We start from the raw sequence: 21745 nt of genomic DNA on the forward strand, positions 1-21745 counted from the left end.
CCCACCCACCTGCCGGCACCATGAGACTGACCGATTACACCGATTATTCGCTGCGCGTGATGCTTTATCTCGCACTGCGCCGCGACGGGCTCTCGACGATCCAGGAGATCTCGGACGCCTACGGCATATCGAAGAACCATCTGATGAAGGTGGTGCAGCGTTTGGGCGAACTGGGCTGGGTCGATACCATCCGCGGGCGCAACGGTGGCTTGCGGCTCGGGCCGAATTCGCTCGAATTGAGCGTCGGCGCGGTGGTGCGGCAGACCGAGAGCGATTTCGCGCTCGTCGGATGCTTCCCCGACGAGCATGGCGAGCGCCGAAGCTGCGTCATTGAGCCGCAATGCCGGCTCAAGCACGCGCTGGCGGCGGCGCGCGACGCCTTCCTCGCCGAACTCGACCGGCACACCATCGGCGAGCTGGTGCAGCCCGCGGGTGAGCTGACCGGCTTGTTGGGCCTCGCGCCCATTACGTTCGTACCCCGCGCGCGGGCCGCCCGGCACGCGCCGTCGCGCGAGCACTGAAGCGCGGCGCGACCGGCGTCCGCTTATTCCGTCGGCGCTCCTGCGGTCTATTCTCATAGAGCTACCCTGGTTCACCTGGCCGGTCCGCCGTTTTGCGGCAGGCCGGGCGCGGTCGTTCGCCCAGATCTGCCCGGGCTGGCGGGCGGCTAAACCGGGCCTCGCGCGGAACAATCGGAAAAAATGACAGGGTGCCCGCTTGAAACCAGCGCAATGCCCCTCAAATTTGGTGACAGTTAAGATATTGGAGGTCTCCATTTAAATGAGAGTCGACAAACTCACCACCAAGTTCCAGGAAGCACTCGCCGACGCCCAAAGCCTTGCCGTCGGCCATGACAATCAATACATCGAACCGGTCCATTTGCTGGCGGCGCTCGTCGCGCAGCAGGACGGCTCGGCGCGCTCGCTCATGTCGCGCGCGGGCGTGCAGATTCAGGCGCTGCAGAACTCGCTGAACGATGCCATCAACCGCTTGCCGCAGGTGCAGGGCACCGACGGCAACGTGCAGGTCGGCCGCGAGCTCACGGGCCTGTTGAATCAGGCCGACAAGGAAGCGCAGAAGCTCAACGACACCTACATCGCGAGCGAGATGTTCCTGCTGGCGGTCGCCGACGACAAAGGCGACGCGGGCCAGATCGCGCGCAAGAACGGCCTCACGCGCAAGGCTCTCGAAGCGGCGATCGTCGCGGTGCGCGGCGGCGCGCAGGTCCATAGCCAGGACGCCGAGAGCCAGCGCGAAGCGCTCAAGAAGTACACCGTCGACCTGACCGAGCGCGCTCGGTCGGGCAAGCTCGATCCCGTGATTGGCCGCGACGACGAAATTCGCCGCTCGATCCAGATCCTGCAGCGCCGCACCAAGAACAACCCGGTGCTGATCGGCGAGCCGGGCGTGGGCAAGACGGCCATCGTCGAAGGGCTCGCGCAGCGCATCGTCAACGGCGAAGTGCCGGAAACGCTCAAGGGCAAGCGCGTGCTTTCGCTCGACATGGCGGCGCTGCTCGCGGGCGCGAAGTACCGCGGCGAGTTCGAGGAGCGCCTGAAGGCCGTGCTCCACGACATCGCGAAGGACGAAGGCCAGACCATCGTCTTCATCGACGAGATTCACACGATGGTGGGCGCGGGCAAGGCCGAAGGCGCGATGGATGCGGGCAACATGCTCAAGCCGGCGCTCTCGCGCGGCGAACTGCACTGCATCGGCGCGACCACGCTCGACGAATATCGCAAGTACATCGAAAAGGATGCCGCGCTCGAGCGCCGCTTCCAGAAGGTGCTCGTGGACGAACCGTCGGTCGAGGCGACCATCGCGATCCTGCGCGGTCTGCAGGAAAAGTACGAGCTGCACCACGGCGTGGAGATCACCGACCCGGCGATCGTTGCGGCGGCGGAGCTCTCGCATCGCTATATCACCGACCGCTTCTTGCCGGACAAGGCCATCGACCTGATCGACGAAGCCGCTTCGAAGATCAAGATGGAGATCGACTCGAAGCCCGAGGAGATGGACAAGCTCGACCGTCGCTTGATCCAGTTGAAGATCGAGCGCGAAGCCGTCAAGAAAGAGAAGGACGAAGCGTCGCAAAAGCGTTTGCAGTTGATCGAGGAAGAGATCGACCGTCTGAGCCTCGAATATAAGGACCTCGAAGAGATCTGGACCGCCGAGAAAGCGGCGGTGCAGGGCAGCGCGCAACTCAAGGAAGAGATCGACCGCGTGCGCGCCGAGATCACGAAGTTCCAGCGCGAAGGCAAGCTCGAGAAGGTTGCCGAGCTGCAGTACGGCAAGCTGCCGCAACTCGATGCGCAGTTGAAGCAAGTCACGCAGGCCGAGGCGAACGAGCAGAACAACCCGTCGCGTCCGCGTTTGCTGCGCACGCAGGTGGGCGCCGAGGAAATCGCCGAAGTCGTGTCGCGTTCGACTGGCATTCCGGTCTCGCGCATGATGCAGGGCGAGCGTGAAAAGCTGCTGCTGATCGAAGACAAACTGCACGAGCGCGTGATCGGCCAGGACGAGGCGATCAACGCCGTGGCCGATGCGATCCGCCGCTCGCGCGCCGGTCTCGCGGACCCGAACAAGCCCTACGGCTCGTTCCTGTTCCTCGGGCCGACGGGCGTGGGCAAGACCGAGGTCTGCAAAGCGCTCGCGGGCTTCTTGTTCGATTCGGAGGATCATCTCATCCGCATCGACATGAGCGAGTTCATGGAGAAGCATAGCGTCGCGCGTCTGATCGGCGCGCCGCCGGGATATGTGGGCTACGAGGAAGGCGGCTATCTGACCGAGGCCGTGCGCCGCAAGCCGTATAGCGTGATCCTGCTCGACGAAGTCGAGAAGGCGCACCCCGACGTGTTCAACGTGCTCTTGCAGGTGCTCGACGACGGCCGCATGACCGATGGCCAGGGGCGCACCGTCGACTTCAAGAACACGGTGATCGTGATGACCTCGAACCTCGGTTCGCACCTCATCCAGTCGATGACGGGCGAGCCGCAGGAAGCGGTGAAGGAGGCTGTCTGGAACGAAGTGAAGCAGCAATTCCGGCCTGAGTTCCTGAACCGGATCGACGAAGTCGTGGTGTTCCATGCGCTCGACCGCTCGAACATCGAGTCGATCGCGAAGATCCAGTTGCAGCGCCTGCGCGAGCGTCTGGAGAAGCTCGACATGGAGCTGGTGGTGTCGGATGAGGCGCTCGCCAAGATCGCCGAGGTCGGCTACGACCCGCTGTTCGGTGCGCGGCCGCTCAAGCGCGCGATCCAGCAGGAGATCGAGAATCCGGTCGCCAAGCTGATCCTCGCGGGCAAGTTCGGGCCGAAGGACGTGATTCCGGTCGACATTCACGACGGCAAGTTCGTGTTCGAACGCGTCGTGCACTGAAGCGCGGTTCATGTGGCGAAGGCGCGTGCCGAGAGGTGCGCGCCGTAGCAGAAGCAGGAAGGGCAAACGAAAAGGGCAACGGAGTTTTTCCGTTGCCCTTTTTTATTTGTGTGTTTTCCCTGCACGGCAATTGCTGCCGGGCGTTCCTCCATATTTTTATATATTACTTCCATACGTATCGTTGTAGATAACGCGAAGGCTCTTACCGTCGTAGGTCCAATTGGGTCCTGGCGCCACGCTGTACTCGAGCGCTAGATCCTTGCGGGTAGCCGCAGTCAGAGACATCTCTTCGCCATCGAATCGCACCTTGCGATTGCCCGTTACTGTGGCCACAGCATCGGTATGGACTGACCGAAGCTCAGCTCCTATTGGAATGCCCATTTCCTCGAAATTCAGGTTGGGCCGACGTGATTTCATTCTGTCAGCCGCGCTCTTCGATTGCTCGTCTACTGGCGATGGCTGACTTTCCACTTCTTCCGTGGCCTCTTCGACGTGCAATAGCCGGAGAATGGCAATTGCCTGGTCCGGATCAATCTGAAAGAACTCTCGTCTAGGGTTGATCCGGTCGGGAGCAAAAGCGAGGTGTAATGCTCGTTCGACTTCTTCCGGATTTTGCACCTTGCAGGCAAACTCCAATTTGAACGGCACAGGTACTCCTGTGGTGTACAGCTGTCCAAGCCGCGTATTCGCATCTTCCTGCGAAGTGCAACCAATCTTGACCAAACCCGGCATAGCCGGATTGGTCAGGACATAAACAACACTCAATGTCATGGCATATTCTCAGGGCTGGTCATTGACCGTTCTCTATCTTGTCAACGCCATCTCGCAAGTCGCTCCGATACATGGCACTGCTTAATGGCGCTTGACGAGGTGTGCGTTTGCGCTGGCACGATCCATCGTGCTGTCAACGGTCGAAATATCACTTCGTGTTTTCGCAGCGGTGACCGTGCTCGTGTGCGGGAAGCGGGCGCACTGAGGAATGGATTCTAAATTCGGGACCGGTACGTAATTGTTGATCATCGTCATTTCCCGGAGTTAAACGACTTGGAAGCTGCTGGAAACGAGCTCGCGCGAACGCATCTCAATTGAGATACAATGAGTTATTGTCCCGATGGAGAAGCAAACATGGCTGCGCAAACTTCGATGCTGCACATCCGGATCGATGATCAACTGAAGGCCGCTGCAAGCGAAAAGCTCGCAACCGTTGGCCTGACGGTCTCGGATGCTGTCCGAATCCTGCTTACCCGTGTCGTTCGGGAGGGAGGTTTGCCTGTAGGGCTTACCATGGACGAAGATGCATATGACGATTGGTTCAAGGCCAAGGTCCAGGAGGCACTTGACGACCCACGCCCGCGCGTGAGCAATGAGGACGTCAAGGCACATTTCGCGGCCCGGCGTGAAGCGCTTCGAAAACGCGCGGGAGCCAAGGCTTGAAGATCGTGTGGAACCAGCATGCGCTGGACGATCGCGATGGAAATATGGAATACGTCGGGAACGACAGCCCGGCTGCTGCCATCGAGATGGACGATGAAATTGAACGGCAGGTGGATGCGCTGATCATCTATCCCAAGATTGGCCGCTCCGGCCGGATTCTTGGCACCCGCGAACTGGTGATTTCGCGCACGCCCTATATCGCCGTTTATCAACTCGACGAGCAGGAACGCTGCGTAGAGATTTTGCGCATCCTGACCAACTGGCAGCAGTGGCCATAAGGGCAGCTTGCTCGTCGGACTCATCCCATGCTTTGAAAAGCATCAGGACGTCAGCAGTTTGGGGGCAACGGAGTTTTTCCGTTGCCCTTTTTCTTTCTATGCGCCGCGCGCGGAGCGCGCACCACCTTACGCCTGCTTGTTGCCGCCACCTAGCAGCGAAGCGAGGCTGCCGAGCGTCCCCAGCACGCTCTCGGAGTTGATCTGGCCGCCGGCGGGCACTTCGCCGTTCGGCGTGCCGGCGTTGATCACGTGCGGCAGCACCTGCGCGAGCAGGCCGCTCACCTGCTCGGGCTGCATGCCGACCTTTTGCGCGAGACCCGAAACCACGTCGGAGCCCAGCACGTTGTGGAGCTGATCCGGAGAAACTGCCTGGTTCTCGCCGTTGCCGACCCACGACTGCGCGATATCGCCAAGGCCACCTTGCTGGAACTTCTGGATGAGGCCGTTCAGGCCACCCGGCTGGTTGTTGATGAATTCCATCGCGACGGCGAGGAGTTGGGCTTGGCCGCCGCCTTGTTGCTGCGACGAGGAACCGAGCAGGGAACCGAGGGTATCTAGCAGGCTCATGACAATCTCACTGGATGATGGCCGCGACAGGGGACGCGGCCGGAAAATCGGACGGCGCACGCGAGGTGCACCGCGTATTACTGCCCGGGCTGCCCGGGCTGTCCGGCGGCGGGCGAGGGCCGCACGCGCCGAAGCGGGTCAAATCCGGGCGCCGGAATCAGGCGCTCGAATCGGGTGCTTGATTGCGGCACGCGAATCATGCACCCGACGCAGCCGCGTCGGAAGCGGCCTTGCTCTTCGTCGACTTCCTGGACTTCTTCGCCATGGCGTCCGAAGCGGCGCCCGGCGCCGCGGCGGCGGATCCCGCCTCAGGCGCGCTTGCCGCTGCGGCTGCCTTGTCTTTCTTGCTCTTGTGATTCGACTTGCTCGTGCCGGCCGCCGACGCGGCTTGCGGTGCGGTCGTGGCCGCAGGCGTCTGGGCTGTTGTCATTGGGTTGGGCGTGGTGCCTGCGGCAGTGGGAGCGGTGCTTGTCGTGGCGGTGCTCTTGCTGCTCTTCGACGACGCGGCACTCTTGGCCGCAGGCGGCGCCGACGAGCCGTTGATCGTCAGGCCCGCGGCTTCGAGGTTCTGCACCGACTTCGGGCCGATGCCCTTGACGCGGTTCACGAGGTCGTCGGCATCCTTGAAGGGGCCATTCTTGCTGCGTTCGTCGATGATCGCCTTGGCGTGGGCCGGGCCAATGCCCTTGACGGTTTCGAGCGCGGTTTGGTCCGCGGTGTTGACTTCGACGGCCACCGCCAGCGCGGCGGACAGCGACAGACCCAGCGCGAGGAACAGCATCAGCAGCTTCTTGAGCATGGCAATCACTCCATTGAGGGCATTTCGGTTAGCCGGGAACGGACGACGCATCCAGTCGGTGGTGCTGCGCTACAAGGATAAGACAGTTGGCGTATCCGTGGACCGGAAGCGGTCGATTTATACCCACGCTTTCGTGGCAACACAATCGCGCCGCACAATCTTTAATACTTCTGTGCAATTCGAAGGCGGCGGACGCAACCATGCGGCGCACCTCAGGGGCGCTTCAGGTGCGCTTCAGGTGCGGTGTGGCCCGACGATGCCGAGTTTCGCAATGCGCCGATACAGCGTCGCGCGCGAGATGCCTAGCGCTGCTGCGGCTGCATTGGGACGCCAGCGATGTGCAGTGAGCGCGGCGATGATGCGTGAGCGTTCGTCGCCGCTGTCGTAAGCGGGATCGCCGGCCATGACGGCGGCGGAAGTTGCGCGAGTCGTGGGAGATGCGCCCGACGCGCTGGCCGCTGGCAGTTGCGCCGCGAGATCGGCGCTCAAATGCCGCGCCTCGACGCGCACCGTATCGCACACCGCGCATGCGTAGCGCATGGCGTTGCGCAACTGGCGCAGGTTGCCGGGCCAGGCGAATGCAGCCAGCCGCGCAGCCAGATCGGCATCTAGCGTGAGCGGGCGGCCCGCCGCCTGTGCTTCTTCGGCGAACACGGTTTCGATCAGCGTTGCGACATCGCGGCGCTCGCGCAGCGCAGGCAAGATGAGCACGGCGCCGCAGAGCCGGTAGTAGAGGTCTTCGCGGAACGCGCCTGCGCAGGCCATTTGCGCGAGATCGCGGTGGGTCGCGCAGATCACGTCCAGGTCCACGCGCATGGGCGTTTCGCCGCCGAGCGGCAGCACCTCGCCTTCGGCGAGCACGCGCAAGAGGCGCGTCTGCAGCGCGAGCGGCATGTCACCGATCTCGTCGAGAAACAGCGTGCCGCCGTCGGCCATCGCGATCTTGCCGCGTGCGCCATGGCGCCGCGCGCCCGTGAACGCGCCCGGTGCGTAGCCGAAGAGCTCGCTCTCGATCAGCGACTCGGGCAGCGCGCCGCAGTTTACGGCCACGAACAGCCGGTTGCGGCGCGCTCCCGCGTCGTGAATCGCACGGGCGAACACTTCCTTGCCCGCCCCCGTTTCTCCGAGCAGCAGAATCGGCAGATGCTTGCCTGCCACGCGCTGCGCGATGCGCGCGTTTTCGGCGACGCGCGCATCCGCGCTGCGCAGGAACGGGCCCAGCGCGCTGCGATCGTAGGTGTCTCCGGCACGCGCGTCGCGCAGTGGCGTCGCGCCGTGCACGGCGGGGGCCTGGGTGCGCGCCGCGCCGGGGAACCCCGTGCGCCCGAGCGGCGCGCGAATGCGCGCGTAAAGCATGCTGCCGTTCGCGCGCAGGCGCAGCGCCGCTATGGCTTCGATACGGCCGATATCGCGCAGCTGCACATGCGACGAATCGAAAATCTCGTCGATATGACGCGGACCGTCGAGGCCCGGAATGCACTCGCGCGCGCGGCGGTTTGCGGCGGCCACGTTGCCGTTCTCGTCGAAGGCGATCAGCAGTTCGGGCTGCGCCTCGACGTAGTTGCGGTTCTGGTGTCCGAAGAGAATCCAGCACGCGCCAGTGCGATGCAGGAAGTAGCCGTCTTCGATGAGCGTCGCGCTCTGGCGCACGAGCTGGTTGACGATGCGCTGGCTGTCGCGATTGTCGGGCGACTGCACGGCAGAGGCATCGAGCACGCCAATCAGCTCGCCATCCGGCGCGAAGATGGGCGCGGCGCTGCAAGTGAGGGTCGTGAACGCGGCGCGAAAGTGATCGGTCTTGTGCACCGTGATGGGCGCGAGGTCGGTGAGCACGCTCGCGATCCCGCACGTGCCTTCCTCGCTCTCCGACCAGCACGAGCCGATAAAGAGGCCCGCATGCTTGAAGTCGTTGCGGCGCTCGCGGTCGATACGGTAGTCGATGGTGACGCCGTGCGCGTCGGTGAGCATCACGCAATAGTCGGCGTCGCGCACCGTTTCGTGCAGGCGCGTGAGGCATTGGCCCGAAGCGCGCAGGAAAGCCTCTTCGCGATCGCGGATCTCGCGCAGCTCGGCGGCGCTCAGCACGCGAGGGCCGATCACCGAGCCCGGATCGAGCTGATAGCGCTCGAACGAGCGCTGCCAGGACAGGGCGAGGCGCGGCGAGTCGTTCGGCGCGGGCAGCCGGCCTTCGACGGCGCCGCGTACGCGTTCGGCGTGGCGGGTGGGCGCGAGTGCGTAGGGCATGGACGGTTCCAGACGGGGGGCGTCGGCGCTCGGGGCGTTCGGCGGGAGCCTTTTTGTAGCACATCTGCCGTGCGCGATCACACCGCAGCGCAGCATGCGAGACGGTTGAGACGATCGTCTCAACGCGACGCGAGACGCTCGTGAGACGCGGCGCGAAGGCCGCACAGGCTTACTGCGTGGGGCTGAGCTGGGCGTGCATCGGTGCGGGAAGCTGGCGGCGTCTCGCGGGCCGCGCGTGCAAAGCCGCGGCTGAGACGCTGTGTGAGCCATGAGCGACGGTGCGGGCGCGCGGCTCCGATCGACGCAAAGCCCGCAGGCAAGGCGTTCTGCAGGCGCCTGGCGGCTTTTCGAGTGCACTGGCACAGCGCTTGCAGAGAGTGACGGCAAGAGCGGCGCACGCATGCGACGCGATCAGAACGAGTCCGCGCAATTCTTTTGGATCGCGTAGGGCTCTGCATGGGACCGGAGTAAGCGCTTTGCACTAACTCCGGTCGACAAGGAGACAACGCCCGTGACAACGCCCGTGACCGTAGGCGTGATCGCGAACCCCGCATCGGGACGCGACATCCGCCGTCTTACCACGCACGCCTCCGTCTTTCCGACGGCGGAAAAGGCCAACATGGTCGTGCGCCTGCTCGCGGGTCTCGGCGCGCTGGGCGTGGAGCGCGTGCTCACGCTGCGCGATCGCACCGGCGTGGCCGCGCTCGTGCTGCGCGCGCTCGAAACCCATGCCGCCGTAGCACGCAACGAACGCTGGCCCGTGGTGGAGTTCGTCGATCTGCCGATCAGCGAGAGCGTGGCCGACACGCACGCTGGCGTCGCGCATATGGTTCGCGAGCAGGTCGCGCTGATCGCCGTGCTCGGCGGCGACGGCACGCATCGCGCCGTCGCTGCGCATTGCGGCGACACGCCGTTGCTCGCGCTGTCCACCGGCACCAACAACGCCTTTCCCGAGTTGCGCGAAGCCACGGTCGCGGGCCTTGCGGGCGCGCTCGTCGCTACCGGCGCGGTGCCGGCCGAAACGGCCCTCGTGCGCAACAAGCGTCTCGTCGCGCGCTGTGTCGAGGGACCGGGTCGTGGACGCGAGGAGATCGCGCTGGTCGACATCTGCGTGTCGCGTCAGCCGTTCATCGGCGCCCGGGCTATTTCTGATAGTTCGGATATCGAATCATTGTTTCTGGCCTTTGCGCCGCCCGACGGCATTGGGCTCGCGTCGATCGGCGGCGCGTGGGCGCCAGTCGGGCGCGACGCCGCACACGGCCTGCACATGACGTTTGCGCATGCGTCCACGCGAGGCGGGGAGGGCGAAGGCGTGCCGCTCATCGCGCCCATCGCGCCGGGGCGCATCGAGCGCTTGACGATGCGCACTTGCCAGCGCCTCGAAGTGGGCATGGCGCTGCCGCTCGACGCCGATCACGGCACGCTCGCCTTCGACGGCGAGCGCGAGATCGAGCCGGCGCGCGGCGACCGCTACGAAATCGCGCTCGACTGGGCCGGGCCGCTGACCGTCGATGTCGCGCGCACGTTGCGCTACGCGGCCTCGCATCAGCTGTTGCGCCAGGCGGCGTATGCCGCAGCGCCTCAATAAGCCCGTTTCGCTGAATGCTGTCCAACTTCCCTCGAGAAAGGAGCCATTTCACCCAGGCAGTCATACCGGTAGCAGCGGAGCAGCAGGCATCACCAGCGTCTATACACAGGAGACAACCATGTCTGTCACGTTGAACAAGGAGCAGTTGCTCGCGGCGTATCGCTCGATGCGCACGATCCGCGAGTTCGAGGAGCGCTTGCACGTCGAATTCGCGACCGGCGATATTCCGGGCTTCGTGCATTTGTATGCGGGAGAGGAGGCATCCGCGGTCGGCACCATGAGCCATCTGAACGACAACGATTACGTTGCCACCACGCACCGCGGCCACGGCCATTGCATTGCGAAGGGCGTGGACGTGCGCGAGATGATGGCCGAGATCTATGGCCGCGCCACGGGCTCGTGCCGCGGCAAGGGCGGCTCGATGCATATCGCCGACCTCGCGAAGGGGATGCTGGGCGCGAACGGCATCGTCGGCGCGGGCGGTCCGCTCACGTGCGGCGCGGCGCTCGCCGCCAGGCAAAAGAAGACAGGCGGCGTGGGCGTGTGCTTCTTCGGCGACGGCGCGTCGAACCAGGGCGTGATCTTCGAGTCGATGAATCTCGCTTCGGTGTGGCGCCTGCCCGTGATCTTCGTCGCGGAGAACAACGGCTACGCGGAAGCGACGTCGTCCACGTGGTCGGTCGCGGCCGACAACATCGCCGACCGCGCCAACGGCTTCGGCATGCCGGGCGTGATCGTCGACGGTTTCGACTTTTTCGCTGTGTACGAGGCGCTCGGCGAAGCGATTGCTCGCGCGCGCAACGGCGGCGGCCCGACGCTCGTGGAAATGAAGCTTTCGCGCTATTTCGGCCACTTCGAGGGCGATGCGCAGACCTATCGCGCGCCCGGCGAGGTGCAGAAGCTGCGCGAGGAAAAGGACTGCCTCAAGCGCTTCGAAGAGCGCGTGGTGCGCGCGGAGCTTGCGAGCGCCGATGACTTGCGCAAGGTGGACGCCGAGGTGAAGGCTCTGATCGACGATGCGGTGGCGAAGGCGTTGGCCGCGCCGTTGCCCGCACCCGAGGCGCTGCTCACCGACGTGTACGTGTCGTATCCCTGAGCGCGGCACGCCCAGGTCATCAGGATTCCAGATCAAGGAGACGGAAATGGCACGGAAAATCACCTATTCTCAGGCGATCAACGAAGCGCTCGCGCAAGAGATGGCGCGTGACGAGAGCGTGATCGTGATGGGCGAGGACAATGCGGGCGGCGCGGGCTCGCCCGGCGAGCAGGACGCCTGGGGCGGCGTGCTCGGCGTGACGAAGGGCCTCTATGGCAAGTTTCCGGGGCGCGTGCTCGATACGCCGCTCTCGGAGGGCGGCTTCATCGGCGCGGCGGTGGGCGCGGCGGCGTGCGGCATGCGGCCGGTGGCGGAGCTGATGTTCATCGACTTCATGGGCGTGTGCTTCGACCAGATCTTCAATCAGGCGGCGAAGTTCCGCTACATGTTCGGCGGCAAGGCGGTCACGCCGGTCGTGATCCGCACGATGTACGGCGCGGGACTGCGCGCGGCGGCACAGCACTCGCAAATGCTCACGTCGCTCTTCACGCATATCCCGGGCCTCAAGGTCGTGTGCCCGGCCACGCCTTATGACGCGAAGGGCCTCATGATCGAGGCGATCCGCGACAACGACCCCGTGATCTTCTGCGAGCACAAGCTGCTTTACACGATGGAGGGCGACGTGCCCGAGGAGTCGTATTCGATCCCGTTCGGCGAGGCGAACATCACGCGCGACGGCGACGACGTCACCATCGTCACCTACGGGCGCATGGTCCACTACGCGCTCGACGCGGCGCAGCAACTCGCGAAGGACGGTATCGAAGCCGATGTGATCGACCTGCGCACGACCTCGCCGCTCGACGAGGAGACCATCCTGGAGAGCGCGCGCCGCACGGGCCGCGTCGTGGTGGTGGACGAGGCGAACCCGCGTTGCTCGATCGCGACCGATATCGCGGCGCTCGTGGCGCAAAAGGCGTTTCGCGATTTGAAGGCGCCAGTCGGCATGGTGACCGCGCCGCACACGCCGGTGCCGTTCGCGGCCTCGCTCGAAGACCTTTATATCCCGTCGGCGCAGCAGATCGCCGATGCCGCGCGCGCAGCAAGGAGCTGAAGTCATGCCGATTCACATGATCACGATGCCCAAATGGGGCCTTTCGATGGAGCAGGGCCAGGTGAACGGCTGGCTCAAGTCGCTGGGCGAGAAGGTTTCCAAGGGGGAGGAACTGCTCGACGTCGAGTCCGACAAGATCGCATCGGGCGTCGAGTGCGCGTTCGAGGGCGTGTTGCGGCGGCAGATTGCGCAGGAGGGCGATACGCTGCCGGTAGGTGCGCTGCTCGGTGTGGTCGCCAGCGTAGAAGATTCGGACGCCGAAATAGACGCGGCAGTGGCCGAATTCCAGCGCGATTTCGTGCCCGCTAAAGCCGGCGAAGCCGATGCCGGCCCGCAGCCCGAGAAGGCTCAGATCGGCGGACGCACGCTGCGCTATCTGAAGCTCGGCGAGGGCGATGCAACGCCCGTCGTGCTGATTCACGGCTTCGGCGGCGATCTCAACAACTGGCTCTTCAATCACGCCGATCTCGCCGCGGGGCGCACCGTTTGGGCGCTCGATCTGCCGGGACACGGCGAATCGGGCAAGGCCGTGGAGAGCGGCGCGCTCGATGAGCTCGCGCAGAGCGTCATCGATTTTCTCGACGCGCAGCAGATCGAGCGCGCGCATCTCGTCGGGCATTCGCTGGGTGGCGCGGTCTCGATGGCGGTGGCCGAGCGCGTGCCCACGCGCGTCGCTTCGCTTTCGCTGATCGCCAGTGCGGGGCTCGGCGATGAAATCGACGGCGCGTATATCGAAGGCTTTGTCGCGGCCGCGAACCGCAACGCGCTCAAGCCCCATGTGACGAAGCTGTTCGCCGATCCCGCGCTCGTCACGCGTCAGCTCGTGGAAGACCTCGTGAAGTACAAGCGGCTCGAAGGGGTGCAGGACGCGCTCAGGAAGATCTCAGCGCAGGCCTTCGAGGGCGGCGCGCAGCGACGCGTGTTCCGCGACCGGCTTTCGACGCTCGCACCGAAGGTGCTCGTGATCTGGGGCGAGGCCGACCAGATCATTCCGGTAAAGCATGCGCAAGGTTTGTCGCCAGCGGTGCGCGTCGAGGTGATCGCCGGCAAGGGGCACATGGTGCAGATGGAGGCCGCCGCCGAGGTCAATCGCCTGCTCAAGGCCTTCTTCGAAGCGGGAGGCTGAATATGGACGCCGTCACGGTTGATTCGGCGTTGCCGGGAGCCGCAACGCGGGGCGCGCCGGGCGGCGCCTCATCGGGTGACACGGCGCTCGGCCAGCACGGCCTGCGCAGCCGCGAGAAGCTCGCGCGCATTCCCGTGAAGATCGTGCCGGCGGACGAGGGCGCGGCGCTGCCCAAACCGCCCTGGCTGCGCGCGCGTCCGCTCATGAGCACGACCGTCGCCGGGGTGGCTGCCGTGCTGCGCGAACACCGGCTGCATTCGGTGTGCGAGGAGGCGATGTGCCCGAACATCGGCGAGTGTTTCGCGCAGCGCACGGCCACCTTCATGATCATGGGCGGGCTGTGCACGCGTCGCTGTCCGTTCTGCGACGTCGCGCACGGACGGCCTGCGCCGCTCGACGAAGACGAGCCCGCGCACCTCGCTGAGGCCGTCGCGGCGCTCGGCCTGCGCCATGTCGTGATTACCTCGGTCGACCGCGACGATCTGCGCGACGGCGGTGCGGCGCACTTCGCGCGCTGCATCGCCAGCGTGCGCGAGCGCGTGCCCGGCATCGGCGTGGAGGTGCTGACGCCGGACTTTCGCGGGCGTATCGACCGCGCGCTCGACGCGCTCTCGGTGGCCTGGCCCGACGTGTTCAATCACAACGTCGAGACCGTGCCGTCGCTCTACCGGGCGGCGCGGCCGGGCGCCGACTATCGCGGCTCGCTCGCGCTGCTCGCGCGCGCAAAGGCCGCGCATGGGGCGCTCGTCACGAAGTCGGGATTGATGGTGGGGCTAGGCGAGACCGATGCGCAATTGCTCGAGACGATGCGCGATCTGCGCGAGCACGACGTGCAAGTGCTGACGATCGGGCAGTACCTCGCGCCGTCGCGCTATCACTTGCCGGTGCGCCGCTACATGCATCCGGACGAGTTTGCGGCGCTGCGCGAGGCGGGGCTCGCCATGGGATTCAGCGAAGTGGTGGCCGGGCCGCTCGTGCGCTCCTCGTATCACGCGGCGCAGACCGTGGAGGCTGCACGGCATCACGAGCCGGCATGAAGGCATCGGCCGTTTTGCAACTAACTGCCAGCCCTTGCGGCCACCTCAATGGCCGCAAGGCGGCGGTCCTTCATGCCTGCACGCGCAGATGCCGCGTGCTGACGCGCGACAGATAAATCGCGAGGCCGGCGCCGGCGATTGCGAGGCTCGTCGCATTGGCGATCCAGAAGCCGCGCGCGCCTGTCGCCCAGGCGGGCAGGGTGCCGAACACGTCGAAGCCGAGCGCATAGCCGCCGCCCAGGCCCACGCCCCAGAGCGCGATGGCGTAAATCACGGTGGGCACCACGGCAACCTTGTAGGCGCGTAGCGCGAATGCCGTGGTGACCTGCAGCGCATCGAACACGTGATAGAGCGTGACGATTGCCACGAGCGGCATCGCTGCCACAGCGACGGCCGGATCGGGCGTATAGCCCTTGATCAGAAGTGGCCGCAGCACGAACACGATCGCGCCGTAGCAGCACGCGATCGCGACCGCGGTCATCACACCGTGCCGCGCGAGCGTACGCGCTTCGGCGGGGCGCGCGCCGCCCAGCGCCTGCGCCACCAGTGTCGACGTTGCCACGCCAATCGAGAGCGGCGTCATATAGAGCACCGCGCCCAGATTCCCGGCGATCTGGTGGCCGGCGAGCGTCGTCGTTCCGAGGCGCGCGATGAAGATGGCCATGAAGGTGTACGAGGTGACTTCGATGAGGTACGAGAGCCCCATCGGAATGCCGAGCTTGAGCAGCTCCGCCTGGCGCTTCCATTCGGGCCAGCAGAAGTGCTTGAAGATCTCGAACGGTGCGAACACTTCGACGCGCGTGAACGCGATGGCGGCGCACAGGGCGAGCGCCCAGTTGATCGAGGTACTGGCGAGCGCACAGCCCGGGCCGCCCAGCGGGGGTATGCCGAGGCCGCCGAAGATGAGCCAGGTGTTCAGCGGCACCTTGATCGCGAGCGCGGCCACCTGCAGGAACATGACGAGGCGCGGCCGGCTCACGGCATTGGCGAGCGAGCTGTAGATGCGGAACGCGAGGCTCGCGGGCAGCCCGAACGAAAGCAGCCGCAGATAGGCGATGGTGCGCTCGTGCAGCGCCTCGGGCGCGCGGGCGAGGTCGAGCAGCGGGCCGGGGAAGTAAAGGATCGTGAAACCGATCACCATCAGCACGAGCGCGAGCCAGAATGCCTGACGCACTTCGAGGCCGATCTCGATGTCCTTGCGTGCGCCGTAAAGCTGGGCCGCGACGGGCTGCAGCGCCGTGAGTATCCCGGTCAGGCCGATATAAACCGACACGTAGATCGACGAACCGAGCCCGAGAGCCGCGAGATCGAGCGCCGAATAGCGGCCGACCATCGCGGTGTCGATCACGCCGAATGCGATGATCGCGAGCTGACCGATCAGCACCGGCCAGGCGAGCGCGGCGATGCGCCGGATGTCGCCGAGGAAAGTCGTCGTCACCGGAGCCTCAGTCCGGGCGCTTGCGCCAGATGTGCTTCTTCAGTGGCAGCTGCGGGCGATCGATACGCACGTACAGGCGGAAGCGTTCGTCGCGGTCGGCGGCGCGGCGGCCTTCCCAGACGAGTTTCCACTCGAAGTTCGACATCGAGCTCGGCTCGCCGTAGTCGTGCGTATCCTGGCGCAGGATCACGTCGCAGTCGTCGTCGAACGAGAAGTGCATCTTGCCAAAGTACGCGAAGGTGGCGATCTGCGCATCGCCGAGGCGCACGGGCGAAATGCACTGATAGTCGGCGGGCAGGTGCGCGGCGATTTGCTGTGCGACGTCCTTGTAGGTCCGGCTGTAATTGACGACCGGCAGCCAGAGCGTCATCAGCAGCACCCACATGAGCGTAGTGCCGCCGCTCGAGAGCACGACGCTGCGCCAGAGCACCTTCGGGTGCCGTGCGATGCGCCACTGCGCGAGCACGATCCAGCACACGGTGACGGCCACCGCGCACACGAACGAGAGAATCTTGAATTGCGGCGCGAAGCCGGGCGCGAGGCGCGCGAGATTGCGCGCGAGCGGCGCCGGGAAGCCGGTCATGCCCGCGAGCCAGACGAGCCAGACGAAGGTGCCGAGGATCGTGAAGCTCAGCACAGCGAACCAGTCGATCGCGTTGATCGCGCCGCGCTTGAGCGTGGGCAGCGCAAAGGTCGCGAGCACCGAGAGCGCGGGCAGCACGAGCATGAAGAGCAGGTTTGTTTCGTGGCTCTGCACGACCACGAGGATCAAGAGCGGCACGATGACCGAAAGCGGAATCGCAATGTGCGGCGCGCGGCGCAGTCCCGCCCAGCTCACCCACGCCCAGATCGCGAGCGGCCAGGCCGGCCAGGTGAAGAGCGGCAGGTTCTTCGCGGCATAGCGCAGCACCGTGCCCGGGGGGCCGGCGAACGCATTGACGCTGGTGCGCGCCCACTGGTTGAGGAACCACACGGCATCGGTGGGATAGAGGTGCAGCGCGTAGAGCGGCCAGGAGAGCGCGACCACGAGCACCACCGGCAGGCCGGCCACGAGAAGCCAGCGTGAGCGCGTCTCGGGCGCAACGGCGAGCATGACGAGCGTGCCGATGAGCAGCGCCCCCACCAGCACGGGCCCGCTCGAGAGCATCACGACGCCGAGCGCGAGACCCCACCAGAGCGCGCCCTGGATGGGCTTGTCGATGGCGCGCACGAGGCCGTACACGAGCATCGCGATACCAACGAACTGCATCAACTGCGGCGTGGTTTCGTGACCGCGCTCGGCAAGGCCGAAACAGGCAAGCAGGACGAGCAGGGCGCCGTCGCCGAGCGTGCGGCCGTAGTCGCGCGGCTCGGGCTCGCCGCCAAAGGCGTATTTGAACGGCTGCACTTCCGGACGCCGGCCGAGCAGATAGGCGCTATACCAGACGAAGGCGCAGGCGCAGCAGAACAGCACGCCGGTGGCGACGCGCGAGGCGTTGCTCGCATCCAGCCAGGGTGCGAAAAGACGAATGCACAGGGCGCCGAGCCAGTAGCCGAGCGGGCCGTTCGCTGTCACGTATTTGCCGACGAGGTTCGGCAGCAGCCAGTCGTGCGTGGTGCCGCCCGCCATCGTCCACATCACGCCGAAGCCCGCTGCATCCTCGTTCTTCCACGGGTCGCGGCCAAACAGGCCGAACGAAGCGAAGACGATACAGAGGGTCAGCAGCAGCGAGCGCGGCAAGGCGCTAGTGGCGGAGGCGGTCAGGCGAATGGCAGGCTTCATGCAGTGTGAAGGAATTCGGGTAAGCGGAGCGGGACGCGGCCGTTGCCTCGGGCAGTGGCGCGAAGGTTGTGGCACGATCGTCGTGCGCCGCCGGTCGGGAGCATCCGGCATTCTAGCTGGCTGCGCCAGCGCGCGTCACGGCGCAGGCTCGATGCCAATGCAAGGAAACGGATGAAACAACGTTGTCAAAATCGGGCGAGGACGAGGTTTCGTTGGGCTCGACAGGCGCAAAAAGCCTGGCGCCCACGATTCCGGCAATAACGCGGACAACATTTCAGGCAACAAAAAAGGGCAGCGTACGCTGCCCTTTTTGTGCGGGACCGGCTGCGAGGCCGGTGCGCGAAGTTCGCTCCGAGAGCTTACTTCGTGGCCTTGCCCGTGGCGCGCGCGCCGAACTTCTTGTTGAACTTCTCGACACGGCCTGCCGTGTCCATGATCTTTTGCGTGCCCGTGTAGAACGGATGCGATTCCGACGACACTTCGATCTTCGCGAGCGGGTAGGTCTTGCCGTTGAATTCGGCGGTTTCGCGCGTCTGGATGGTCGAGCGGGTCACGAACTTGAAGTCGTTCGACACGTCGATGAACAGGACTTCGCGGTAATTCGGGTGAATGCCTTCTTTCATGGTTATTCCTTAAATCTGGCGGTAGCCAACCCGCGTGCCCCGCTGCAGCAAGCAGTACAAGGCGCTTTTACCTAACAATTAGGCGCGAGCCACTTGCCCAAGGTCGAAAAACGGCGATTATGCCAGAAAATCAGCCGGTTGGCGAATTTTTGCTGCCCCATTTGCTTGCCCTTGCGGCGCCTTCACGCAGGTGGGGCGGCGAGCGCGTCCAGTGCACCCACCCTGGCCGGATCCTGCCGGTAATAGCACGCGAGCAGCCGGTAGAGCTCGGGATATTCGGCCTCGAACGCCTTGGGTTTGACGAACAGCGCCTCGCTGCACACCGCGAAGAACTCCGACGGATGATCGGCGGCATAGGGATCGATCAGCGAATCGCGCTCGAAGCGCGCCCAGCGGCGCTCCGGCACGGCGTCCACCTTGTCGCAGAACTGGTCGTAGGCGTTGTCGAACACGTCGGCCCAGGCTTGCGCGTCGAGCGGCGCGTGCCAGCGGCGAAAAAGGGGTGGATGGCCGTCGGCCTCGCCGGTGAGCATATCGATCTTGTGGGCGAATTCGTGGATCACGACGTTGTAGGCGTCGCTGCCGTCGGTCATCTGCGCGTCTTCCCACGAGAGGATCACCGGCCCGCCTTCCCACGCTTCGCCGCTCGCGTCGTGCTCGACTTCGTGCACCACACCGTCCTCGTCCTCGACGGTCTTGCGGATCACGAATTCGCCGGGGTAGACGGTCACGCCGACCCAGCCCTTGTAGAGATCGAGGGAAAGGTTGAGCACCGGCAGCGATGCCTGCGCGGCGATCGCCACCGCGATCTGGTCGGTGAGCTCGAGCTCGTGCGCCGTGGAAAACTCCTTTTGCGCGAGAAAGAGACTCGTGAGCTCGCGCAGGCGCACGAGATCGGCGGCATCGAGGTGTGCGAGGAACGGCAGGCCGGCGAGCGTCGCTTGCCAGAGCGCGTCGTCGATCGCATGGGTGCGCAGCGCCTTTTCACGGCGGCGGGCGTCGAACCAGTGGGTCAGTTTCGAAAGCATCGCTCAGTTGCGTTTTCAGGTGCGTCGTCGAGTCAGTTCAGGTGTGGTTCGGTTCAGTCGATCTGCTTTTGCAACGCGGCGAAAATCCCGCCGCACACGGCCACGCCGATCAGAAAATAGAACCCGTCGAGCGAGCTCAGAAAGCTCGCTTGCTGCGCGACCATGCGGCTCACCTGCACGAGCGCGAGCCCGTGCGCCTCGCCAGGCGCCCGGCCGAGCGCTTCGAAGGCCTGCGTGAGCGTCGCGTAGGTATTCTGGAAAATCGGGTTGAGCGGGTTCACGAATTCCGCGAGCCGCGACTGGTGCAGTGCCAGGCGGTGTTGCTCGACGATGATAATCGTTGCGGTCGCGAACGATATCGTTATCTGACGGACGACATTTTTCAAGCGGTATCCGTGCGTGAACTCCTCGATGGCGAAGATGCGGAAGGTGAGGTTCGCCACCGGCAGCACGATGAAGAGCAGCAGGAGGCCGCGCAGCAGGAGCGGGAAAATGAGCCAGCTCTCGCTGGTGTCGGGCGTGAGGCGCGTCATCCAGAACGAGATGAACGCCGCGAGCACGAAGCCTGGCACGATGATCCACTTTTTGTGCGTGATGAACTTCGAGTAGCGGAAATAGAAGAACAGCGCCGAAGCGGAAATCAGCGAGGTGATGCCGGTGAGGCGCCCGGCATTCTCCACGGGATAGTTCAGGCCGCCTTCGAGAAAGCGCGAGACCAGATAGCTGAGCGCCGTGCTTTGATAGTAATAGACCATGTAGAGCAGCAGCCCGACGCGAAACGGCTTTTCGCGTAGCGCGTGCAGGCGCATGAGCGGCTTCGGATGATGCCACTGGTGCCAGACGAACCACGCGAGCGCGGCCATGCCGGCCACAGTCAGCAAGATGATGCCGGGCGAGGTGCTGAACAGCTCGAAGCGGACCTGCTGCATGGCGATCTGCAGAGCACCTTGCGCAAGCGCAAAGATGATGTAGGGCCAGAAATGCGAATCGCCGCGTTCCTCGGGCAGCACGTGGCCGGAGTTGGGTAGCGCGAGCAGGGCGAGCACCGCATAGAGCACACCTGCGGGCGCGGAAAACGCGAAGAGGGCGCGCCAGTCGAAATGCGACACGAGAAAGCCGCCCGCGAGGGGCGCGAGCGCGCTGGAGAGCACGATCAGGATCAGGAACGCGCGCGTCGCCACGGGGCGCTGCTGCGGCGTGAAGGAAATCTGGATCAGGATGCGGCAGGTGCCCATCATCGGGCCAATGAAATAGCCCTGAAAACCGCGCGCGAAGGCGAGTTCGATCGACGACTCGCAGAGCGCCGCCGCCAGCGAGCCCGCCGCATAGAGGAGCAGGCAGCCGCTCACGTAGCGCCGGTAGCCGATGCGCTCGACCCACCATTGCTGCTGCAAGATGCCGAGCACGGCGCACACGGCGTAAGCGCTGGACGCCCAGACGAGCTCGTCGGGCGAGGCGTTGATGCCACCGGCGATATAGCTCGTGAAGAACGAAAAGATGGCGTTGTCGTAGTAGTCGAGACCGGTCGCGAGTGCGAGCACCCAGGGGAAAAAGTCGCCTCGCAGGCGCGTCGCGCTGAGGATCGGCTCGCGAGTGGGGACGCTGCTCATTCGCGGCCGCTCCCGTGCTTGCGCGCACCCGTGCTTTCGCCATCGGCACTTGTTTCGGCTGGGTCGGGATTGACCGAAATGTCGCTTTCATTGTCGCCGCGCTTGCCGCTTTTCGGGCTAGCGTGAGAGGCCGCGCCTGCGCGTGATGCGCTTGCCCCGGTTGTCCCGGCCGACTCCTTGCGCCGCCGCGTAGCGGCAAGCCGCTCGCCGATCAGCGCCTCCGATGACACGCCGGCAAGGCGCTGGCGCAGATAGTCGAGATCGTCGGCGAGTTCGGTGCGCACCGTCTGAGCCTCTTTCAGCTCGCGGCGTACGGCGGCGATGCGCGTGTCGAGCGTGCCGATCTGCTGTGCGAGTGCGTCGGCGATCTGCTGCAACGAGTCCTGCGAATAGCGCCGGCGGCCGTCACCGACCGATTCGAGCGGGCGCTTGAGCATCTCGGTAATACCGTGCAGCGAGAAGCCGAGCGCGCGCAGCCTCAGAATGCGGGCAAATTGCTCGAGGTCGTGTTCATCGTAGAGGCGGTAGCGGCCTTCGCTGCGCGTGGGCGTGACGAGGCCGCGCTCCTCGTAATACTTGAGCGTGCGCGGCGTGACGTTGAGCCGCTGGGCGGCGTCGCGCACCGTCAGCAGCGCGCTGGCATCTCTCGACATCGGTGGGCAGCCGCAGGGCAGCGGCGGTGAAAA

Annotated in this window: 18 protein-coding genes and 1 pseudogene; 9 read left to right on the forward strand and 10 right to left on the reverse strand. The window is 65.1% G+C overall.

Annotation, left to right across the window (positions count from 1 at the left end; translation table 11 throughout):
* Positions 1-20 precede the first annotated feature (20 nt).
* A complete protein-coding gene (locus EYW47_RS06260; protein WP_133194224.1) occupies positions 21-521 on the forward strand; it encodes an Rrf2 family transcriptional regulator in 501 nt (166 codons plus the stop codon).
* A 259-nt stretch (positions 522-780) separates the two neighbouring features.
* On the forward strand, positions 781-3378 hold the full coding sequence (gene clpB, locus EYW47_RS06265; RefSeq protein WP_133193989.1) for an ATP-dependent chaperone ClpB: 2598 nt from the start codon (positions 781-783) through the stop codon (positions 3376-3378).
* Positions 3379-3534: 156 nt separating this feature from the next.
* On the opposite strand, the gene EYW47_RS06270 is transcribed toward clpB, so the two are convergent.
* Positions 3535-4149: a GIY-YIG nuclease family protein gene (locus tag EYW47_RS06270; protein WP_133193990.1), complete on the reverse strand. Its 615-nt coding sequence runs from the start codon at positions 4147-4149 to the stop codon at positions 3535-3537.
* Positions 4150-4503: 354 nt separating this feature from the next.
* Here EYW47_RS06270 and EYW47_RS06275 point away from each other — a divergent pair, with 354 nt between their 5' ends.
* Positions 4504-4812: a type II toxin-antitoxin system RelB/DinJ family antitoxin gene (locus EYW47_RS06275; protein ID WP_133193991.1), complete on the forward strand. Its 309-nt coding sequence runs from the start codon at positions 4504-4506 to the stop codon at positions 4810-4812.
* A 5-nt stretch (positions 4813-4817) separates the two neighbouring features.
* Positions 4818-5090, forward strand: coding sequence for a type II toxin-antitoxin system RelE/ParE family toxin (locus EYW47_RS06280; protein WP_240763588.1), 273 nt, complete (start codon positions 4818-4820; stop codon positions 5088-5090).
* A gap of 126 nt (positions 5091-5216) precedes the next feature.
* Here the strand turns inward: EYW47_RS06280 and EYW47_RS06285 are convergent, their stop codons facing one another.
* The 3 genes from EYW47_RS06285 to EYW47_RS06295 all read right to left on the reverse strand — a co-directional run bounded on the left by EYW47_RS06285 (position 5217) and on the right by EYW47_RS06295 (position 8700).
* Positions 5217-5657 (reverse strand): YidB family protein, encoded by a 441-nt coding sequence (locus tag EYW47_RS06285; RefSeq protein ID WP_133193993.1) that lies wholly within the window; start codon positions 5655-5657, stop codon positions 5217-5219.
* 196 nt (positions 5658-5853) lie between these two features.
* The gene (locus EYW47_RS06290) at positions 5854-6456 is read right to left on the reverse strand and encodes a ComEA family DNA-binding protein (RefSeq protein WP_133193994.1); all 603 of its coding nucleotides are present in this window, start codon (positions 6454-6456) and stop codon (positions 5854-5856) included.
* Positions 6457-6690: 234 nt separating this feature from the next.
* Complete coding sequence (locus EYW47_RS06295; protein WP_133193995.1) at positions 6691-8700, reverse strand: sigma-54-dependent Fis family transcriptional regulator; 2010 nt, start codon at positions 8698-8700, stop codon at positions 6691-6693.
* 511 nt (positions 8701-9211) lie between these two features.
* Between EYW47_RS06295 and EYW47_RS06300 the strand changes: the two genes are divergently transcribed.
* From EYW47_RS06300 to lipA, 5 genes are all read left to right on the forward strand, one after another.
* Positions 9212-10288: an ATP-NAD kinase family protein gene (locus EYW47_RS06300; RefSeq protein WP_133193996.1), complete on the forward strand. Its 1077-nt coding sequence runs from the start codon at positions 9212-9214 to the stop codon at positions 10286-10288.
* Positions 10289-10406: 118 nt separating this feature from the next.
* A complete protein-coding gene (locus EYW47_RS06305; RefSeq protein WP_133193997.1) occupies positions 10407-11384 on the forward strand; it encodes a thiamine pyrophosphate-dependent dehydrogenase E1 component subunit alpha in 978 nt (325 codons plus the stop codon).
* A 46-nt stretch (positions 11385-11430) separates the two neighbouring features.
* Positions 11431-12435 (forward strand): alpha-ketoacid dehydrogenase subunit beta, encoded by a 1005-nt coding sequence (locus EYW47_RS06310; protein WP_133193998.1) that lies wholly within the window; start codon positions 11431-11433, stop codon positions 12433-12435.
* Positions 12436-12439: 4 nt separating this feature from the next.
* Complete coding sequence (locus EYW47_RS06315) at positions 12440-13561, forward strand: acetoin dehydrogenase dihydrolipoyllysine-residue acetyltransferase subunit (RefSeq protein ID WP_133193999.1); 1122 nt, start codon at positions 12440-12442, stop codon at positions 13559-13561.
* A 2-nt stretch (positions 13562-13563) separates the two neighbouring features.
* Positions 13564-14598, forward strand: a complete 1035-nt coding sequence (lipA, locus tag EYW47_RS06320) for a lipoyl synthase (RefSeq protein ID WP_133194000.1) — start codon at positions 13564-13566, stop codon at positions 14596-14598.
* A 70-nt stretch (positions 14599-14668) separates the two neighbouring features.
* Here lipA and EYW47_RS06325 read toward each other — a convergent pair whose 3' ends face one another.
* The 6 genes and pseudogenes from EYW47_RS06325 to EYW47_RS06350 all read right to left on the reverse strand — a co-directional run.
* Complete coding sequence (locus EYW47_RS06325) at positions 14669-16036, reverse strand: MATE family efflux transporter (protein WP_133194001.1); 1368 nt, start codon at positions 16034-16036, stop codon at positions 14669-14671.
* A 7-nt stretch (positions 16037-16043) separates the two neighbouring features.
* Complete coding sequence (locus EYW47_RS06330; protein ID WP_133194002.1) at positions 16044-17798, reverse strand: ArnT family glycosyltransferase; 1755 nt, start codon at positions 17796-17798, stop codon at positions 16044-16046.
* 359 nt (positions 17799-18157) lie between these two features.
* A complete protein-coding gene (locus tag EYW47_RS06335) occupies positions 18158-18421 on the reverse strand; it encodes a type B 50S ribosomal protein L31 (protein ID WP_028219179.1) in 264 nt (87 codons plus the stop codon).
* A gap of 182 nt (positions 18422-18603) precedes the next feature.
* Entirely contained in the window at positions 18604-19449 is an 846-nt protein-coding gene (locus EYW47_RS06340) for a M90 family metallopeptidase (RefSeq protein WP_133194003.1), read from the reverse strand.
* 53 nt (positions 19450-19502) lie between these two features.
* Complete coding sequence (locus tag EYW47_RS06345; protein ID WP_133194004.1) at positions 19503-21059, reverse strand: MFS transporter; 1557 nt, start codon at positions 21057-21059, stop codon at positions 19503-19505.
* A gap of 173 nt (positions 21060-21232) precedes the next feature.
* Positions 21233-21712: pseudogene (locus tag EYW47_RS06350) on the reverse strand (MerR family transcriptional regulator); the annotation flags it as partial.
* Between the last annotated feature and the right edge of the window lie 33 nt (positions 21713-21745).

The organism is Paraburkholderia silviterrae, from assembly GCF_004353915.1.
Classification (GTDB): domain Bacteria; phylum Pseudomonadota; class Gammaproteobacteria; order Burkholderiales; family Burkholderiaceae; genus Paraburkholderia; species Paraburkholderia silviterrae.

Excerpts from the sequence above, each read along its gene's own strand:
- EYW47_RS06260 (WP_133194224.1), top strand. The coding sequence starts at position 21 with ATGAGACTGACCGATTACACCGATTATTCGCTGCGCGTGATGCTTTAT.
- clpB (WP_133193989.1), top strand. The coding sequence starts at position 781 with ATGAGAGTCGACAAACTCACCACCAAGTTCCAGGAAGCACTCGCCGAC.
- EYW47_RS06270 (WP_133193990.1), bottom strand. The coding sequence starts at position 4,149 with ATGACATTGAGTGTTGTTTATGTCCTGACCAATCCGGCTATGCCGGGT.
- EYW47_RS06275 (WP_133193991.1), top strand. The coding sequence starts at position 4,504 with ATGGCTGCGCAAACTTCGATGCTGCACATCCGGATCGATGATCAACTG.
- EYW47_RS06285 (WP_133193993.1), bottom strand. The coding sequence starts at position 5,657 with ATGAGCCTGCTAGATACCCTCGGTTCCCTGCTCGGTTCCTCGTCGCAG.
- EYW47_RS06290 (WP_133193994.1), bottom strand. The coding sequence starts at position 6,456 with ATGCTCAAGAAGCTGCTGATGCTGTTCCTCGCGCTGGGTCTGTCGCTG.
- EYW47_RS06295 (WP_133193995.1), bottom strand. The coding sequence starts at position 8,700 with ATGCCCTACGCACTCGCGCCCACCCGCCACGCCGAACGCGTACGCGGC.
- EYW47_RS06305 (WP_133193997.1), top strand. The coding sequence starts at position 10,407 with ATGTCTGTCACGTTGAACAAGGAGCAGTTGCTCGCGGCGTATCGCTCG.
- EYW47_RS06310 (WP_133193998.1), top strand. The coding sequence starts at position 11,431 with ATGGCACGGAAAATCACCTATTCTCAGGCGATCAACGAAGCGCTCGCG.
- EYW47_RS06315 (WP_133193999.1), top strand. The coding sequence starts at position 12,440 with ATGCCGATTCACATGATCACGATGCCCAAATGGGGCCTTTCGATGGAG.
- lipA (WP_133194000.1), top strand. The coding sequence starts at position 13,564 with ATGGACGCCGTCACGGTTGATTCGGCGTTGCCGGGAGCCGCAACGCGG.
- EYW47_RS06330 (WP_133194002.1), bottom strand. The coding sequence starts at position 17,798 with ATGAAGCCTGCCATTCGCCTGACCGCCTCCGCCACTAGCGCCTTGCCG.
- EYW47_RS06335 (WP_028219179.1), bottom strand. The coding sequence starts at position 18,421 with ATGAAAGAAGGCATTCACCCGAATTACCGCGAAGTCCTGTTCATCGAC.
- EYW47_RS06340 (WP_133194003.1), bottom strand. The coding sequence starts at position 19,449 with ATGCTTTCGAAACTGACCCACTGGTTCGACGCCCGCCGCCGTGAAAAG.
- EYW47_RS06345 (WP_133194004.1), bottom strand. The coding sequence starts at position 21,059 with ATGAGCAGCGTCCCCACTCGCGAGCCGATCCTCAGCGCGACGCGCCTG.